The organism is Pseudomonas sp. PDM25, from assembly GCF_019219045.1.
Lineage (GTDB): Bacteria > Pseudomonadota > Gammaproteobacteria > Pseudomonadales > Pseudomonadaceae > Aquipseudomonas.
This window is the reverse complement of sequence record NZ_JAHUWL010000001.1, coordinates 418,820-435,359: the sequence shown is the minus strand read 5'-3', so window position 1 is coordinate 435,359 and position 16,540 is coordinate 418,820. Positions and strand designations below refer to the sequence as shown.

12 protein-coding genes are annotated in these 16,540 nt (G+C 59.4%); 2 read left to right on the top strand and 10 right to left on the bottom strand.

Annotated elements, in window-relative coordinates; translation table 11 throughout:
* Nucleotides 1-124: 124 nt before the first annotated feature.
* From phaC to phbB, 3 genes are all read right to left on the bottom strand, one after another.
* Complete coding sequence (gene phaC, locus KW848_RS01670; protein ID WP_218534996.1) at nucleotides 125-1,828, bottom strand: class I poly(R)-hydroxyalkanoic acid synthase; 1,704 nt, start codon at nucleotides 1,826-1,828, stop codon at nucleotides 125-127.
* A 98-nt stretch (nucleotides 1,829-1,926) separates the two neighbouring features.
* Nucleotides 1,927-3,105, bottom strand: coding sequence for an acetyl-CoA C-acetyltransferase (locus KW848_RS01665; protein ID WP_218534990.1), 1,179 nt, complete (start codon nucleotides 3,103-3,105; stop codon nucleotides 1,927-1,929).
* Between the two features lie 57 nt (nucleotides 3,106-3,162).
* A complete protein-coding gene (gene phbB / locus KW848_RS01660) occupies nucleotides 3,163-3,909 on the bottom strand; it encodes an acetoacetyl-CoA reductase (protein ID WP_111449940.1) in 747 nt (248 codons plus the stop codon).
* A gap of 342 nt (nucleotides 3,910-4,251) precedes the next feature.
* Here phbB and KW848_RS01655 point away from each other — a divergent pair, with 342 nt between their 5' ends.
* Nucleotides 4,252-5,289, top strand: a complete 1,038-nt coding sequence (locus tag KW848_RS01655; RefSeq protein WP_218535364.1) for an AraC family transcriptional regulator — start codon at nucleotides 4,252-4,254, stop codon at nucleotides 5,287-5,289.
* 25 nt (nucleotides 5,290-5,314) lie between these two features.
* On the opposite strand, the gene KW848_RS01650 is transcribed toward KW848_RS01655, so the two are convergent.
* Nucleotides 5,315-7,852, bottom strand: coding sequence for a DUF3141 domain-containing protein (locus KW848_RS01650; RefSeq protein WP_218534988.1), 2,538 nt, complete (start codon nucleotides 7,850-7,852; stop codon nucleotides 5,315-5,317).
* 255 nt (nucleotides 7,853-8,107) lie between these two features.
* On the opposite strand from KW848_RS01650, the gene phaP reads away from it, so the two are divergent.
* Entirely contained in the window at nucleotides 8,108-8,677 is a 570-nt protein-coding gene (gene phaP, locus KW848_RS01645; protein ID WP_218534987.1) for a TIGR01841 family phasin, read from the top strand.
* A gap of 35 nt (nucleotides 8,678-8,712) precedes the next feature.
* Here the strand turns inward: phaP and phaR are convergent, their stop codons facing one another.
* The 6 genes from phaR to KW848_RS01615 form a co-directional block, all read right to left on the bottom strand.
* Nucleotides 8,713-9,261 carry a polyhydroxyalkanoate synthesis repressor PhaR gene (gene phaR / locus KW848_RS01640; RefSeq protein WP_192408535.1) on the bottom strand — a complete coding sequence of 183 codons (549 nt, stop codon included), beginning with the start codon at nucleotides 9,259-9,261 and terminating at the stop codon, nucleotides 8,713-8,715.
* A 209-nt stretch (nucleotides 9,262-9,470) separates the two neighbouring features.
* Nucleotides 9,471-10,739, bottom strand: coding sequence for an OprD family porin (locus tag KW848_RS01635; protein WP_218534982.1), 1,269 nt, complete (start codon nucleotides 10,737-10,739; stop codon nucleotides 9,471-9,473).
* Nucleotides 10,740-10,868: 129 nt separating this feature from the next.
* A complete protein-coding gene (locus KW848_RS01630) occupies nucleotides 10,869-12,641 on the bottom strand; it encodes an acyl-CoA dehydrogenase C-terminal domain-containing protein (protein ID WP_218534980.1) in 1,773 nt (590 codons plus the stop codon).
* A 64-nt stretch (nucleotides 12,642-12,705) separates the two neighbouring features.
* The gene (locus tag KW848_RS01625; protein ID WP_218534978.1) at nucleotides 12,706-14,376 is read right to left on the bottom strand and encodes a cation acetate symporter; all 1,671 of its coding nucleotides are present in this window, start codon (nucleotides 14,374-14,376) and stop codon (nucleotides 12,706-12,708) included.
* Nucleotides 14,373-14,702 (bottom strand): DUF485 domain-containing protein, encoded by a 330-nt coding sequence (locus KW848_RS01620; RefSeq protein ID WP_111449932.1) that lies wholly within the window; start codon nucleotides 14,700-14,702, stop codon nucleotides 14,373-14,375. Before KW848_RS01620 ends, KW848_RS01625 begins: the two co-directional genes overlap by 4 nt.
* 124 nt (nucleotides 14,703-14,826) lie before the next feature.
* Complete coding sequence (locus tag KW848_RS01615) at nucleotides 14,827-16,449, bottom strand: acyl-CoA synthetase (protein ID WP_111449931.1); 1,623 nt, start codon at nucleotides 16,447-16,449, stop codon at nucleotides 14,827-14,829.
* Between the last annotated feature and the right edge of the window lie 91 nt (nucleotides 16,450-16,540).

Here is a 16,540-nt window from a genome sequence, read left to right as displayed (position 1 = left end):
GTGAGGAGGCCATGGTTGCGTAGATTCAGGCGGGAATATTGAACCGATGTGCTGTGTTTGGTTTTTTTGCGAGGACGCTGAAGGACGGCCCCGCGCGCTGTCGGTCAAGGCGCGGGGCTGTCGGTCACTGCATCACATAACGCCCAGGCGCCGACTCAATCGCCGGGTATTGCGCGTTACCGGTATGCAGTACCGAGGGCTGGCGTTCGCCAGACTGTTCAGCCAGCCAGACGAACCAGTCATTCCACCAGCTACCGGAATGTTGCTGGGCGTTCTTGAACCAGGTTTCCGGGTTCTTGGTGACCCGGTTGTTGGTCCAGTAGTGGCGTTTTTCCTTGGCCGGCGGGTTGATCACCCCGGCGATATGCCCTGATGCGCCCAGTACAAAACGCTTGGTCCCGGAGAGCAACTCGGTGCTGGCGTAAGCGCTTCTCCACGGCACGATGTGATCGTCATGGGTGGCGAGGATGTACGCCGGAGCATCGATGGCGCGCAGGTCCAGCTTGACCCCGCAACAGTCCAGCTCACCGGATTTCAGGTCGTTCTGCAGATAGGTGTGGCGCAAATACCAGCAGTACATCGGCCCGGGCAGGTTGGTGCTGTCGTTGTTCCAGAACAGCAGGTCAAGGGGGATCGGTTTCTGGCCCTTGAGGTATTTGTCGACGTTGTAGTTCCACCACAAGTCGTTGGGACGCAGCAGCGAGAAGGTATTGCCCATGTCCTCGCCCTTGAACAGGCCGATGGGGCCATCCTGGCCGCCGATGGTGCGCTCGCGGTAGGCCACCAGTTGTTCGTCGACGAAGATGTCGATGGGGCCGGTATCGAGGTAGTCAAGGAAGGTGGTCAACAGGCTCACACTGCCAATCTCGCGGTCGCCACGCGCCGCCAGGACCGCCAGCGCCGAGCTCAACAAGGTGCCGCCGATGCAGAAGCCGACGCAATTGGGCCGCTGCTCGCCGCTGATCTCGCGGGTCACTTGCAGGCCTTTGAGGATGCCGGTTTCGATCAGGTCATCCCAAGTGGTGCCAGCGTGCTCCTGGTCGAAGTTACGCCACGACATCAGAAACACCGGGTGCCCTTGTTTCAACAAATGGGCAACCATCGAGTTGTCCGGGCGCAAGTCGAGAATGTAGTACTTGTTGATGGACGGCGGCACGACAAACACCGGGCGCCGGTACTGGGTTTCGCTTTGCGGGTAATACTGAATCAGCTGGAAGAGTTCGTTCTCGAACACCACTTCGCCGGGGGTGTTGGCGAGATCGACACCGACTTTGAAGGCGCCGGCGTCGCACTGGCGCATCTTGCCTTCTTGCAGGTCGCTGGCCAGGTGCAACAGGCCGGTGAGGAGGCTGCTGCCCTGGGTGTCGACGACCCGTTGCAGCGCATCGGGATTACTGGCCAGAAAGTTGCTGGGCGCGCCGGCCGCGATGGCCTGTTCCACCAGATAGAGCAGGCGCTGGCGCGGCTTTTTGTCCGGGATCGCTAACGTGTCCAGCAGCTTCAGCAGAAACCCTGCGTTGAGCAGGTAAAACGCTGCGAGCGAGCCGAACAGGGGCTGGCTCCAGTTGCCGCTGGCAAAACGTCGATCGTCGAAGCTGAATGGCTGACCGGTCAGCAGTTGCTGGCCGAGTTCGCCCCATTGCTGTTGGTAGTCCGATTGAAGGCTGTCCAGGGTGCCGCGCGGCAGGTCAAACCACTCGTTGTAGTCCTGGCCGGTAAACCACGGATTGGTGCTGACCCAGAGACGTAGTTGTTGCACTGCAAAGGAGGCAATGAACGGAACCTGGCCTGACCAGAAGGTGTTGAAGGTATGCGCGTTATTGTCCATGGAACTCCTTGCCCACATCAGTAAACCTGGCAGAAAAAAACCGCGGCGCCGGACTTCGGCGCCGCGTTAGCAGTCAAGCAAGCAGTCCTGTGTTTCTTCTAGCGCTCGATGACCAGGCTGACGCCCTGGCCGCCACCGATGCACAACGTGGCCAGGCCTTTTTTGCCGTCGCGACGAATCAGTTCGTGCAACAGCGACACCAGAATCCGCGCGCCCGATGCGCCGATCGGATGACCCAAGGCAATCGCGCCACCGTTGACGTTGACCTTGCTGGTGTCCCAACCCAGTTCCTTGCCGACGGCCAGTGATTGCGCGGCGAACGCTTCATTGGCTTCGATCAGGTCGAGGTCGTCCAGGCTCCAGCCGGCTTTGGTCAATGCCAAGCGGGTGGCCGGTACCGGGCCGATGCCCATGATTGAGGGGTCGACGCCAGCGCTGGCGTAAGCCTTGATGCGTGCCAGAACCGGCAAACCGAGGGACTGGGCCTTGGCGGCGCTGGCCAGCAACAGTACGGCGGCACCGTCGTTGAGCGTCGACGAGTTCCCGGCGGTCACGCTGCCGTCTTTCTGGAACGCGGGTTTGAGGTTGCCCAGCGCCTTCAGCGTGCTGCCCGGACGCGGCTGTTCATCGGTGTCAAAGACCAGCGGCTCACCCTTGCGCTGAGGGATCAGGATCGGGGTGATTTCACGCTTGAAGTAACCCGCTTCGATGGCGGCAGAGGCTTTCTGTTGCGAAGCCGCGGCGAAAGCGTCCTGGTCTTCGCGACTCAGTTCGTATTTCTTCGCCAGGTTCTCGGCAGTGATGCCCATATGGTAATCGTTGAAGGCGTCCCACAAACCGTCCTGAATCACGCTGTCTTGCAGTTGCGCATGACCCAGACGCAAACCGGTGCGGGCCTTGGGCAGAACATACGGCGCCAGGCTCATGTTTTCCTGGCCGCCAGCAATGATGAGTTCGGCGTCGCCGCAACGGATGGCCTGGACGGCCAGCTGGACCGCCTTGAGGCCCGAGCCGCAAACCTTGTTCAGGGTCAGGGCAGGGGTGGTATGGGGCAGGCCGGCCTTGATCGCCGTCTGACGTGCCGGGTTTTGCCCCGAGCCTGCGGTGAGTACCTGGCCGAGGATCACTTCATCGATCTGCGAGCCGTCCAGACCGGTCTCTTCCAGCAAACGGCGAATGACCGCTGCGCCCAGCTCGGTGGCTGGAATCGCGGACAAGGCACCTTGAAAACTGCCAATGGCGGTACGAGTAGCGGCAACGATTACGACTTCGTTCATGCGTGACCTCATTAAGATGTTGTCGAGCGAAAGCAGGGCATCCATGCCCTGACAGGTCTACTGCATGTTCATGCCGCCGTTGACCGAGAAGTCGGCCCCGGTGCTGTAGGCCGATTCATCGGAAGCCAGCCAGGCCACGATGGAGGCGATTTCTTCTGGTTGACCGAGACGCCCGACCGGTGTGGCCGCGATCATGGTCTCGAGAATGTCCGGGCGAATGGCCGCCGTCATGCTGGTCTGGATGTAGCCTGGGGAAACGGTGTTGACGGTCACGCCCTTGCCGGACACTTCCCGGGCCAGCGCCATGGTGAAGCCATGGATACCGGCCTTGGCCGCGCTGTAGTTGGTCTGACCGAACTGACCACGCTGACCGTTGATCGAGGAGATGTTGATGACCCGTCCCCACTTCTTGGCCAGCATCCCTTCAATCACCTGTTTGGTGGTGTTGAACAGGCCACTCAGGTTGGTGCCGATGACCGCGTTCCAGTCTTCGGGCGTCAGCTTGCGAAAGGACGCATCACGGGTGATCCCGGCGTTGTTGACCAGGACATCGATCGGGCCGAATTGCTCACGCGCCATCTCGAACGCGTTGCGTGTTGATTCCCAATCGGTGATGTCGCCATAGATGCATTCGAATTGATAACCCGCCTCCTGTTGGCTCGCCATCCATTCTTTCTTGCGGGCGGAATCGGAGCTGCAGCCCACGATGACCTTGAATCCTTCCTTGTACAGGCGTTGGCTTATCGCAGTGCCAATTCCACCCATACCACCCGTGACCAACGCAATACGACCAAGCGACTTCATATGCTCTCTTCCTTTTTGTATTTTGCGCGGCAAGATGGGGGATTGTTCGGTATTGGCAGGGCGTGCGGAAGTGTTGAGAGGTGACGGTCTGGTGTCCAAAGGCGCCATGTCCGAGGCGAAACTGAGCTTTCTGTCGTCGCCTCTCCACAATCCTCTCACTACAGCCTCGCGGGCTCGGCAGCTGCTGCAAGGTGACGAGTGGTCTGAAATAGTGGTTAAAAGTGAGGAGTACCTATACTGGGATCAATATTGGCAACTGAACCACCCGTTAGTATTTGTTTCATCGCAGATCAGTCACGGCCCCGGACAGGATGTTCGGTTCCACAGGTCATTGAGGACGCCATGTATAGAATGAGTTCAGGCTATGCCAGCGTGCTGGTAAATACGCTCTTGGCTCAAGGACTGGATGTTGCCAGTCTGTGCCAGGAGGCTGAACTAGACATGAAACTCGCGAACAAACCAGGAGCGTTTTGCGAGCGAAGGGCTATCTATCGACTATGGGATCTGGCCGCTCAGGCCTCGGGGGATCCAGACATTGGCTTGAAGGCCTATGGAAGTTTCCACCCCGGCAGCTTTCAGATCGTCGGCTACACCATGATGTCCAGCCTGAATCTGAAAAACGCCCTTGAACGACTGGTCCGTTTCAGTCCGTTGATTGGTACCGGGTTCAGCCTTTTCTTTACATCGGAACAGCAGAATTACCGACTTTCCGGCCTTGATCATCAACAAAAAGGCTCGATCAAACCTCGCCAATACACCGATGCAGCGCTGGCTTCATTGCTGGGTTTCTGCCGTAAGCTGGCGGGCGGCAACGCACCGCAACCCTTGAGCGTGGGATTCACCTATCCCGAACCTGAAGACACCACCGAGCATCGTCGGTTGTTTGGCTGCGACCTGCATTTCGACGCGCCTTACGACAGCATTTTGTTTGACAGTGAGGAACTGATGCGTCCGTTGAGCATGGCCAATGAAGCGTTGGCGGTGCTGCATGACAGTTTTGCCGAGGCTCAACTGGACCTGCTGTTTGGTTTTTGCATTGTCAGCAGAATTCGCGCATTGATTACCGAGCGCTTGAGTCAGGGCCAGGGGCAATGCGACATGGAGTCGATCGCAGCGGCATTGAACATCAGCAAGCGGACGTTGCAACGCGCGCTGGAAAAGGAAGGGACGCAATTCAAGGACGTGCAGAACGCGGTGCGCCGGCAATTGGCTGATTTCTACCTGCGCCATTCTCACTTCAACATGAAGCATGTCGCGTATCTCCTTGGTTTTCATGATCACAGCAGTTTCAACAAAGCCTGTAGCCGCTGGTTTGGCATGACACCCGGTCAGTATCGGGCCGATGAATCGTTTGAAATCAAGGAGGCCGCGTCGGTCTGACGCAGCCTCCCGTCAAAGTTCAACGTTATTTCACCGGAGGTTTTTTCACGCCTTTCTTGCCCTTGGCAGGTTTGCGCACAGGACTGGCAACCTTGGCGATGGGGGCTGGGGTCACTGCGGGTATTTTCTGCTTGATTGGCTCGGGGATTAGCGCTGGGGCTTCCTGCTTAACGGGCTCAGGGATGACCACAGGGGTTTTCTGCTTGATTGGCCTGGGGATTTCCACCGGGGTGATCTGCTTGATCGGCTCAGGGGTTACCGCCGGGACTTTCCCTTCGATGGCATCGGCTTCACCGGGTGGTTGGGTCAGGCTGAAACCTGGCAGCGGCACGTCGAGCAGCGTGTGCAGTTCCCGCCAGAAGAGGTTGTCTGCGCCGCTGGTCAGCAGTTCCGGCAACAAATTGGCGACAGCCGCCAACACTTGCTGGCGTTCTTCGACCTCTGCAAGCATCAAGGGCAGGCTGTGCAGGCTTTCTTGCGGATGGGTGGCGACCAGCAGTTTTTGCAGGCGCAGGGTTTCGCGCAAATCAAGCGGCTCGGCACTGTAGTCCTGGAGCAGCGCCTGCAGTTGCAGGATCAATTTTTCGACACTTTCCTTGCCCGGCTCGTCGCTGTCGCGGCCCAGCAGGAACAGGATCCGTATCAAGGCTTCCATCAGGCCGCCGAGGGGCAGGGCATCCTGCAAGCGCTCGATCAAAACCTTGTCGTGCTGCTCGGCATGTTCCTGCAGATTTCGTCCGGGGGCATTGCCAGCGAGGCTGTTGAGCACGCCATACACGCCGTAGAAACACATTTCCTGAGCCGCATCACGCAGGTCGCGATAGCCGTTCAAGGCATCCTGCATCTGGTTGGAAAACAGTTCCTGCCAGACCAGCAACGGGTTGTTCTGGCTGGCGGGGTGACGATCCTTGCTCACTTGGGCGGCACTGCCTGCCAGCCACCAAAGCGCCGGGTTCAAACTGCTCCAGGCCACTTGCTGCTGATGGAAAGGATGTGCCCGGCGCAGCATTTCGGCACTTGGTTCATTGATCAACTGGCGCAACCACGGGCGTATGCATTCGTCGTACGCACTGTTGTTGATAGCGGACACGCGCTGGACCAGCGCAAATTCGCGATCGTCATCGCGGGGCGGTTGCACCTGGCCATGGATGTCGGCGATACGCCGGCGTTCGAAACGCACGGCATACGGCGTCGCCGAATTCTCTGGCAGGTCTTCGATCAGCATTTCATACAGCCCGGCTGACAGCGCATTGATCGCATCGACCGCACCGAGCAATTCACGGTGTTCACGCCGCGCCACGTCACCGGACACGAAGATGCCCAGGTGACCGATGCTCGCGTGTCGCAGGTAAACGATGGTGCGTCCAGCATTTTGCAACGCGAGATCGCTGGGATAGACGTCGGTGATCCAGTCCAGTGCCTGCTGTGGGGAGGTGATGTTGTCGCCATACGAGCAGAACACCACCACCGGCACTTCGATCAGCTTGAGGTCAAGCCCGCTGCTCTTGCGGCCCAGGCCACCGGACAGCCGATTGCCGATGAACAGGTCGTCGACAATCATCTCGATCTCTTCGCCATTGAGCAGGGTCGGGCTGCCCCACCAGCGTTCGAAGTCCAGAAAGCGTGCCGCCTCGCTGTCGACTTCGCTGAACAGGTGGTAGTACTTGCCCCAAAAGGTGTTGGCCGGGTCCAGGTTTTCGAAATTGCTCACCAGCCAGGTGCCGTCGAAACGGTCATTGCCCAGATCGCTTCCCAGGCGTGCCATCCAGCCACCGCCCAACAAACCACCGGTGTAGCGCATTGGATTGCGGCCGTTGACGCCGGCCCAGTACGACAACGGCGCACCATTGACGATGATCAGCCCTGGCAGCTCTGGACGGGTGGCCGCGAGGCCCATTAACGCCCAGCCCGCCTGGCAGTTACCAATGACGACTGGTTTGGCGCTGTCTGGATGCCGGGCGCTGACGACTTCGATGAACCGCGCTTGGGCGTCTGTGATATCAGCAAGGGTTTGCCCTGGGCGGGGCGCGTGACTGAAGGAGATGAAGTAGGTGGGGTGGCCGGCTCTCAGGCTTTCGCCGATGACCGAATCCTGTTTGAACCCGCCGATGCCCGAGCCGTGACCGCCGCGGGGATCGATGATGATCACCGGCTGTTTTTTGCTGTCGATCCGCTGACCGGGGCCGCCGAGGATTTGCAACAACGAATAGTTGACCGGGCGGGGCAGGTCTTCACCGGCGACCAGTGTTTCATGATTGAACTTGAGCAGCAGTGGATACCCGGCGCGTTCGTGGGCCAGGGTGTTGTCGCCGCGCTGACGCAAGGTGTCCCAGAACAACACACTACGTTGGCCGAGGTCCGTGAAGTATTCCTGCCAGTCAGCAGGCGTTGGCTGTCGGAGTTGTCCAAGGTTTAAAGGCGCGAAGGTTTTTGCCTGGCGCTTCTGCACGGCGTCGAGGACGTTGCGGGTATTGAGGCGTTGCAGATGATTCAGGTGTTCGAACAAGCCGGCGGGTTCGGAGAACTCTTCATCTTGCAGCGCAATATTTAATTCCTGACCCATCGTGATCTCCTGACGCTGTGCATGGGAACCGGCCCATCAGACCCCTTTAGTTAAAGAGGGCTAGCCTGGCCGTTCGATGAGCAGGAGTTTACAGCTAACAAGGAGGGCTTTAGCAAAGTTTATTTTGCACCGCACAAAAATACACGTTGCCAAATGGTTTTGTGCACTGCAATATCAAGGCTAACGCGATGACTGGCCGGATCGCTATCGCGTCCTCTGGTCCATCAGGGCCTTCCAGTACCAGGAGATTCAAGCATGTCTTTTTTCAATTCGGAAAAACTGCAAACCGCTCAGAAAGCCAACCTCGACCTTTTGCAGCAAATCAGCGGCAAAGTCTTCGCCAGCGTTGAACAGCTCAGCCAGTTGCAGTTCAAGGCCCTGCGCGACTCCACCGAAGAGCAGTTCGAAGGTGTTCGCAAACTGTTGGCCGTGCGTGATCCACAAGGTTTCGCCGAGCTGCAGGCTTCTTTCACCCAGCCGAGCGCGCAGACCGAACGCCTGGCCGAATTCAACCGTCAGGTTCAAGCGCTGATCGTCGGTACCCAGTCGGACATCGCCAAGTTGACCTCGAGCCAGGTCGAAGCGGGCACCCAGCAGGTGCAAGAGTTCGTTGAAGCCATCAGCAAGAATGCACCGGCCGGTTCCGAGCCTGTTGTGGCCGCGTTCAAGTCGGGTCTGGCAAATGCCGGTACAGCATTTGAAAGCGCACAGAAAGCCGTGAAACAGGCTTCCGAAGCCGCTCAAAGCAATTTCGAAGCAGCCACTGCCGCGGCCACCAAAGCGACTTCAGAAGCAAGCGCCAAGGCTACCAGCGGTAATAAGTAAGTCGCATTAGATCAGCGGCAACAATGGCGATGGGTTTATTCCCCATCGCCATTTTTTTTCGGCCCGTTTTTGGTATCCGGCTTGCCGCCGAACATGCCGAACAGGTTCTGGGTGTTCAGGTACAGCGCCTTCGACTGGTCGACATATTGGCGCATCAGATCCTGCATCACCGGGGCCTGTTGATGCATGAAGTCGCTCCAGGCCTCGGACGATTGCGCGCCGGTCTGGGACTGGATGTCGATCACGGTCTGAATGCTCTTGTCCAGATAGCTACCGAGTACGCCTTGATAAGGGCCGTAGAACTGGATAATCCCCATCAGCATTTCGGTAGTGAAGATGGGTTCACCGCCGCTTTCAGCTTCCAGAATCACTTGCAGCAGGATGCTGCGGGTCAGGTCCTCGCCGCTCTTGGCATCGACCACCTGAAAGGCAACTTTGTCGACCACCAACTGGCGTATGTCCGCCAGCGTCAAATGACTGCTGGTGTGGGTGTCATACAGTCGGCGATTGGGGTACTTCTTGATCAGGCGGGGGGTGGTATCAGTCATGCGGGGCGTCTCGCGGCGGGCCTGGTTTGCAGGCATCTTAACCTACATTGGTGTAATTCAGGCCGCCATCGCGGGCAAGCCCGCTCCCACAGTGATGTCTGTTGTTCACAAATTCTGCATTCAAAGAAGAACCCTGTGGGAGCGGGCTTGCCCGCGATGGGGCCCTCCAGCACACCGAAGATTCCCGAGTCGTAAAAAAGGGGAGCCCGCCGGTAGCATGCCCCCCTCAGAGAAATTGAATCGGCTTACCAGATCGGCAAGGTGTAACTGACGATCAACCGGTTTTCATCCAGATCGCTGCCGAAATTGGTCGAGCGCACCGTCGCGTTACGCCACTTCACCCCGACATTCTTCAACGGCCCGCTCTGCACGACATAACCAATGTCGGTATCCCGTTCCCATTCCTTGCCTTCCGGGCGGTTGCCGCCCAGATCGATGTTGTCACCGGTGAGATAGCGGGTCATGAAGGTCAGGCCCGGAACGCCAATGGCCGCAAAGTTGTAGTCGTAGCGCGCCTGCCAGGATTTTTCATCCTTGCTGGCGAAGTCGCCGATCTGCACGAAGTTCACCAAAAAGGCATCGGTGCCGTTGACGTAGGCGTAGCCGGTGTCGCCGCTCATGCCTTGATAACCCAGGCCCAACGCATGCCCGCCAAGGTTGTAGGTGAACATTGCGCCGATGGCGTTGTTATCGACATTGCTGCCGCCATCATCCGTGGAGCGGGCGAAGCGCAGATCCGTCTTGAGCGATTGGCCCGTCGTCACCGGCAACACATAGGTCAGGTTGATCAAATGCTGGCTGTAGAAATTGTCGAGGTGGCCATAGCTGTAGCCGGTGGCGAGGTTGCTGGTCCATTTGTAGTTCAGGCTGGCGAAATCGAAGCTGTCGCTGTCGAGATGACGTGTGGTGATGCCTTTGGCGCCGGTGCGGGTGATGCCCATGTCCTCGTAATCCGAGGAGTCGCGCTGATTGACCTGCGTCAGTCGCCCGGCATCCAGGGTCAGGCCTTCGAGCTCCAGCGAGGTCAACTGACCGCCCTTGAAGGTTTGTGGCAACAGCCGTGAGTCGTTGGCCAGTACCGTCGGCAGTTTCGGCAGCAGCGTGCCGAGTTTCAGCGTGCTTTTCGAGGCACGCACTTTGGCGGTCAGGCCCAGTTCGCCGTACTCGTCCTGTGCACCTTTGCTCGTGTCGCGGTGACGTTTGAGCAGGCCGGAGCCTGCGCGATCCGGGCTGGAATCGAGCTTGACGCCGAGCAGGCCGATGGCGTCGAAACCGACACCGATCAACCCTTCGGTGAAGCCCGATTCATAGCGCAGCAGGAAACCCTGGGCCCATTCCTCTTGTTTGGATTGGGCGGCGTTGTCCTGGCGATAGTCGCGGTTGAAATAGAAGTTGCGCAGCTCAAGGCTGGCCTTGCTGTCTTTGACAAAGTCAGCAGCGGCGGGGGCCGAGAGGCTGATGACGCCGCCGGCCAGCAACAGTCGGGTAGCGAGGGTGCGGGTATTGCGGTCCATGGTGAAGCCCCTTTGTTTTTATTATGGAAAGACAGGTCCCGCGGCCCTCGCCAGGTGGGCGAGGGCTTATCGATAAAAAAACGCGAACGCCAAAAAGACAGGAGCGCGGCGCCGCGTGCGGTTCAATCGTTAGAACTGTTCGGCGCTCAGGCCAAACAACGAGGCACTGCCCGCGCGAATGGATTGCTCCAGACTCAAAATGCGCGGCAGCAGGCGGTGGATATAGAAGTCGGCGGTGGCGATTTTCGCGCCATAAAACCCTTCGTCGTCGTGCAGCTTTTGCTTGGCGACCTGCGCCATACGTGCCCAAAGCCAGGCGTAGGCGACGTAACCGAACAGGTGCAAATACTCCACCGATGCGGCGCCGACTTCGTTGCGATTGGTCGCGGCCTGATCCTGCAGCCAGTCGCTCAGGTCTTCCAGACGCTGCACGGCATCGAACAGTTGAGTGGAGTAGGGCGCGTCAGGCTGAAGGGCGAAATGACGGATCTGAGCGGTGAACTGGCGCAGCGCGAAACCCTTGTCGGCGAGCACTTTACGTCCGAGCAGGTCCAGCGCTTGAATGCCGTTGGTGCCTTCGTAGATCTGCGCAATGCGCACGTCACGGACCAATTGTTCCTGGCCCCATTCGCGGATGTAGCCATGGCCACCGAACACTTGCTGGCCGTTGATGCAGCTTTCCAGACCGGTGTCGGTAAAGAATGCCTTGGCCACCGGCGTCAGCAGCGCGACCAGGGTTTGCGCATTGTCCCGTTCCTGGACGTCATCGGAAAACTTCGCCAGATCGAGTTGCTGGCCGACATAACTGGCGAACGCACGGCCGCCCTCGGTCATGGCTTTCATGCTCAGCAGCATGCGGCGTACATCGGGGTGGACGATGATCGGGTCAGCCACTTTGTCCGGGGCAATGGCACCGGTCGGCGCGCGGCTCTGAACCCGTTCACGGGCGTAAGCCACGGCGCTCTGATAGGACGCTTCGGCGCAGCCAATGCCCTGAATGCCGATGGACAGGCGTTCGTAGTTCATCATGGTGAACATCGCCGCCAAGCCTTTGTTGGCTTCGCCGACCAGCCAACCGCTGGCGCCGTCGAAGTTCATCACACAGGTGGCCGAGGCCTTGATGCCCATCTTGTGTTCGATGGAGCCGCAACTCACGGCGTTGGCAGCGCCGAGGGAACCGTCGGCATTGACCAGCACTTTGGGCACGACGAACAGTGAGATGCCTTTCGGCCCCGCCGGTGCGTCCGGCAGTTTGGCCAGCACCAGATGGACAATGTTTTCGGTCAGGTCCTGATCGCCACCGGTAATGAAGATCTTGCTGCCGGTGATGCTGAAGCTGCCGTCGACCTGAGGTTCGGCGCGGGTGCGGATAATCCCCAGGTCAGTGCCGGCGTGGGCCTCGGTCAGGCACATGGATCCGGCCCAGCGGCCTTCGTACATCGGCGGCAGGTAGAGGTTTTTCAAGGTGTCGCTGGCGTGGGCATCCAGTGCCAGGCAGGCACCGGAACTCAACGCCGAATACAAAGCAAAGCTTGAGTTGGCGCCGTAGAGCATTTCTTCGAACTGCACGGCGAGCATCTTCGGCATGCCCATACCACCGAAATCGGCGTTACCGGAAAGACCCACCCAGCCGCCTTCGATGTAGGTGGCATAAGCCTGTTTGAAACCGATTGGCGTGCTGACCTGGCCATCGACCCACTGGGCGCCTTCTTCGTCGCCGCTACGGTTCAAGGGCGCAATCAGGTGCGAGGTGACTTTGGCCGCCTCCTCAAGAATGGCGTCAGCGGTGGCGGCGTCGACACTGTCGGCCAGGGCCGGCAAGCGTGCCCACAGGGCCGGGGCGTCGAACACTTCATGCAAGACAAAGCGCATGTCGCGCAGCGGGGCGTTGAATTCGGGCATAACGTGAACCTCAAAAGGTTGTGCGATGGGCACGGCGCCGCTGGAGCAGGCCGTGCCTTTTCAATCAATGAGCGGAAGCGCTGGCGGCACCGAGACCGGTCTGGGCGCGAACGAACTGGTCGGCGTAGGCGTCACGTTCCTTGTCGGCCCGCACGCTGCGGTCGAGTTTCGACACCACAACGATCACGAAGAACGCCAGCGGCATGGAGAACAGCGCCGGGTGGTCGTACGGGAAGATCGCGTGAGCATGGCCGAGCACGGTGACCCAGACCGCTGGCGAGAGGATCACCAGCACCAACGCGCAGATCAGGCCGGCGAAACCGCCGATGATTGCGCCTTTGGTGGTCAGGCCTTTCCAGTACATGGCCATGATCAGCACCGGGAAGTTGGTCGACGCGGCGATGCCGAAGGTCAGGCCCACCAGGAACGCGACGTTCATCTTCTCGAACAGAATGCCCAGCAGAATCGCAATGATGCCCAGGCCCACGGTGGCCATGCGGGTCACGCGCATTTCCTGTTTCTGGCTGGCTTTGCCTTTCTTGAACACCGTGGCGTAGAGGTCATGGGAAATCGCCGAAGCCCCGGCCAGGGCCAGCCCGGAGACCACCGCCAGAATGGTGGCGAAGGCTACCGCCGAGAGGAAACCGAAGAACAGGTTGCCACCGACCGCTTTGGCCAGGTGCATGGCGACCATGTTGCCACCGCCGATCAAGGCGCCGCCGACTTCACCATTAACGTAGTACTGCGGGTCGGTGCCGATGATCACCATCGCGGCAAAGCCCAGGGTGCAGACAACCAGGAAGAAGAAACCGATGAAGCCTGTGGCGTAGAACACCGACTTACGCGCTTCCTTGGCGTTAGGCACGGTGAAGAAACGCATCAGGATGTGCGGCAGACCAGCAATCCCGAACACCAGGCCCAGCGACATCGAAGCGGTGTTGATCGGGTCGGCGAGCATCGAGCCGGGGCCCATGATGTTCCAGCCACTGGCATGGGCTTCGACGGCTTTGGTGGCCAGGGTTTCGTAGCTGAAGCCGAATTGCGACATGGCCATGAACGCCAGGGTCGTGCCGCCAGCCAGCAGCAATACAGCCTTGATGATCTGTACCCAAGTGGTGGCGATCATGCCGCCGAAGATCACATACACCAGCATCAGTGCACCGACGATCACCACCGCAACCGGGTAGTCGAGACCGAACAGCAACTTGATCAACTGACCGGCACCGACCATCTGCACGATCAGGTAGCAGCACACCACCGTTAGCGAACCAAACGCAGCGAAGATCCGCACTTTGTTCTGGTCCAGTCGATAAGACACGATGTCGGCAAAGGTGTAGCGCCCCAAGTTGCGCAAGCGCTCAGCCATCAGGAAGGTGATGATCGGCCAGCCGACGAAGAAGCCGATGGTATAGATGAAGCCGTCGTAGCCCTTGGCGAACACCAGGCTGGACAACCCCAGCAGCGTGGCGGCGGACATGTAGTCACCGGCAATCGCCAGACCGTTCTGGAACCCGGTGATGCCACCGCCTGCGGTGTAGAAGTCCGACGTGGATTTGGTTTGCCGCGCGGCCCACCAGGTGATGGCCAACGTGCCCAGCACGAAGACAAAGAACATGCCGATCGCGTGCAGGTTCAGCGGTTGTTTTTCCACCGCACCCAGCGCGGGCGCAGCCAGTACAAAAGAAGCCGGCAACAGCCCGGCAGCGGCGAGGAGAAGTTTACGCAGCAGGTTCATGACTTGCTCTCCTCGAGAATGGCGGCGCCCAGTGCATCGAAACGCGTGTTGGCGCTGTAGACGTACCAACCGGTCAGTAGCCAGGAAAAAATGATGATCGCCGCGCCGACCGGCATGCCCAGGGTCAACATCCGATGTTCGGCGAGCGGCGCATGCAGCCACTGCGGGGCAAACGCCACCACCAGCATGAACGCGTAGTAAGTACCCAGTACCGCAGCACTCAGCGACCAGGCCAAGCGCGAACGGCTGCTCACCAATTGTAGGAATTTCGGGTTGGCCCGAATGCGCTCACAGCGTTGGGTATCGGTTGAATGGATGTCGATCATGGGTGGCTCCACATTGTTTTTGTTATCAGTGTGTGGGGGCAGGGCAGCGCCGAATTCGGCGTGCACGAGCCCGAAACGGCAGGTAAAAGCACCTGCCGCTTGACGGGTACAACGTTGGTTCGGGTTAGAGCGCTTTAGCCCTGTCGCGCAGAACGTACTTCTGGATCTTGCCGGTGGAAGTTTTCGGCAGCAGGGTGAAAATCACCGTGCGCGGGACTTTGAAGCCGGCCAGGTGTTCGCGGCAGAAACTGATGATGTCGGCCTCGCGAACGTCCTGGTGATCAGCTTTCAACGTGACAAACGCACAGGGCGTTTCGCCCCACTTCTCATCGGGACGGGCGACGACGGCCGCTTCCATGACGGCAGGATGGCGATAGAGCACGCCTTCCAGTTCGATGGTGGAAATGTTCTCGCCGCCGGAGATGATGATGTCCTTGAGTCGGTCCTTGATCTCGACATAACCATTCGGATGACACACCGCCAGGTCGCCGGTGTGGAACCAGCCGCCTTCGAACGCTTCGGCTGTGGCGGTCGGGTTCTTCAGGTAGCCCTTCATCACGGTGTTGCCGCGCATGAAGATCTCACCGATGGTCTGACCGTCTCGCGGGGTCGGCTCCAGCGTCTTCGAGTCGCCGACCATCACGCCTTCGAGCGTCGGGTAGCGCACGCCCTGACGGGATTTGATTTGCGCCCGTTCGTCTAGCGGCAACTCGTCCCATTCGGCATGCCAGGCGCAGAGCGTTACCGGACCATAGGTTTCGGTCAGGCCATAGACGTGGGTGACCTTGATGCCCATTTCTTCCACGGCACCGATCACTTTGGCCGGCGGTGCGGCGCCGGCGACCATGGCGTTGACCGGATGGTCGATCGCCGCTTTCGCCGATTCCGGCATGTTGACCAAAGCATTGAGCACGATCGGCGCGGCGCACAGATGGGTGACCTGATGCTCGCGGATCAGCGTGAGGATTTTCTGTGGATCGACACGGCGCAAGAACACATGCACACCGGCCATGGCGGTGATGATCCACGGGTAGCACCAACCGTTGCAATGGAACATCGGCAGGGTCCAGAGGTAGACCGGGTGGTTGCCCATGGCCCAGGTCATCTGGTTGCCCAACGAGTTCAGGTATGCACCGCGATGGTGGTAAACCACACCTTTGGGGTTGCCGGTGGTGCCTGAGGTGTAGTTCAGCGAGATGGCTTGCCATTCGTCCGCCGGCCACTGCCAGGCGAAAGCCGGGTCGCCTTCGGCCAACAGCGCTTCGTAGTCCAGATCGCTGACCGCCTGGCCTTCACCGTATTCTGGATCATTGACGTCGATCACCAGTGGCGGGTGATCCAGCATGCCAATGGCAGCGTGAATCACATCATGGAACTCGCGGTCGGTAATCAGCACCTTGGCTTCGCCATGTTGCAGCATGAAGGCGATGGCTTCGGCATCCAGGCGCACGTTGAGCGGGTTGAGCACCGCGCCGATCATCGGCACGCCGAAGTGCACTTCAAGCATCTCGGGAATGTTGGGCAGCATCACCGCCACCGTGTCGTTCTTGCCGATCCCGCGACCGGCCAGCGCCGAAGCCAGACGGCGGCAGCGGGTGTAGGTCTGCGCCCAGGTGCGGCGGATAGAGCCATGGATGACGGCGGGGTAGTCTGGATAAACGCTGGCGGTGCGCTCGATGAAGCTGAGCGGAGACAAGGCAATATGATTGACAGCCGCAGGGCCTAGCCCTTGTTCATAGATCGACATGTACGGGTACTCGGTGGCTGATTGTTAGCTCTATAGATGTCCTGGCAGCGTTGCCGCTGAGGGCACCTTTTATGTCCGGTTTGCTTTATAT

Coding starts and splice junctions, on each gene's coding strand:
- phaC (WP_218534996.1), bottom strand. CDS start 1,828: ATGGACAATAACGCGCATACCTTCAACACCTTCTGGTCAGGCCAGGTT.
- KW848_RS01665 (WP_218534990.1), bottom strand. CDS start 3,105: ATGAACGAAGTCGTAATCGTTGCCGCTACTCGTACCGCCATTGGCAGT.
- phbB (WP_111449940.1), bottom strand. CDS start 3,909: ATGAAGTCGCTTGGTCGTATTGCGTTGGTCACGGGTGGTATGGGTGGA.
- KW848_RS01655 (WP_218535364.1), top strand. CDS start 4,252: ATGTATAGAATGAGTTCAGGCTATGCCAGCGTGCTGGTAAATACGCTC.
- KW848_RS01650 (WP_218534988.1), bottom strand. CDS start 7,852: ATGGGTCAGGAATTAAATATTGCGCTGCAAGATGAAGAGTTCTCCGAA.
- phaP (WP_218534987.1), top strand. CDS start 8,108: ATGTCTTTTTTCAATTCGGAAAAACTGCAAACCGCTCAGAAAGCCAAC.
- phaR (WP_192408535.1), bottom strand. CDS start 9,261: ATGCCTGCAAACCAGGCCCGCCGCGAGACGCCCCGCATGACTGATACC.
- KW848_RS01635 (WP_218534982.1), bottom strand. CDS start 10,739: ATGGACCGCAATACCCGCACCCTCGCTACCCGACTGTTGCTGGCCGGC.
- KW848_RS01630 (WP_218534980.1), bottom strand. CDS start 12,641: ATGCCCGAATTCAACGCCCCGCTGCGCGACATGCGCTTTGTCTTGCAT.
- KW848_RS01625 (WP_218534978.1), bottom strand. CDS start 14,376: ATGAACCTGCTGCGTAAACTTCTCCTCGCCGCTGCCGGGCTGTTGCCG.
- KW848_RS01620 (WP_111449932.1), bottom strand. CDS start 14,702: ATGATCGACATCCATTCAACCGATACCCAACGCTGTGAGCGCATTCGG.
- KW848_RS01615 (WP_111449931.1), bottom strand. CDS start 16,449: ATGTCGATCTATGAACAAGGGCTAGGCCCTGCGGCTGTCAATCATATT.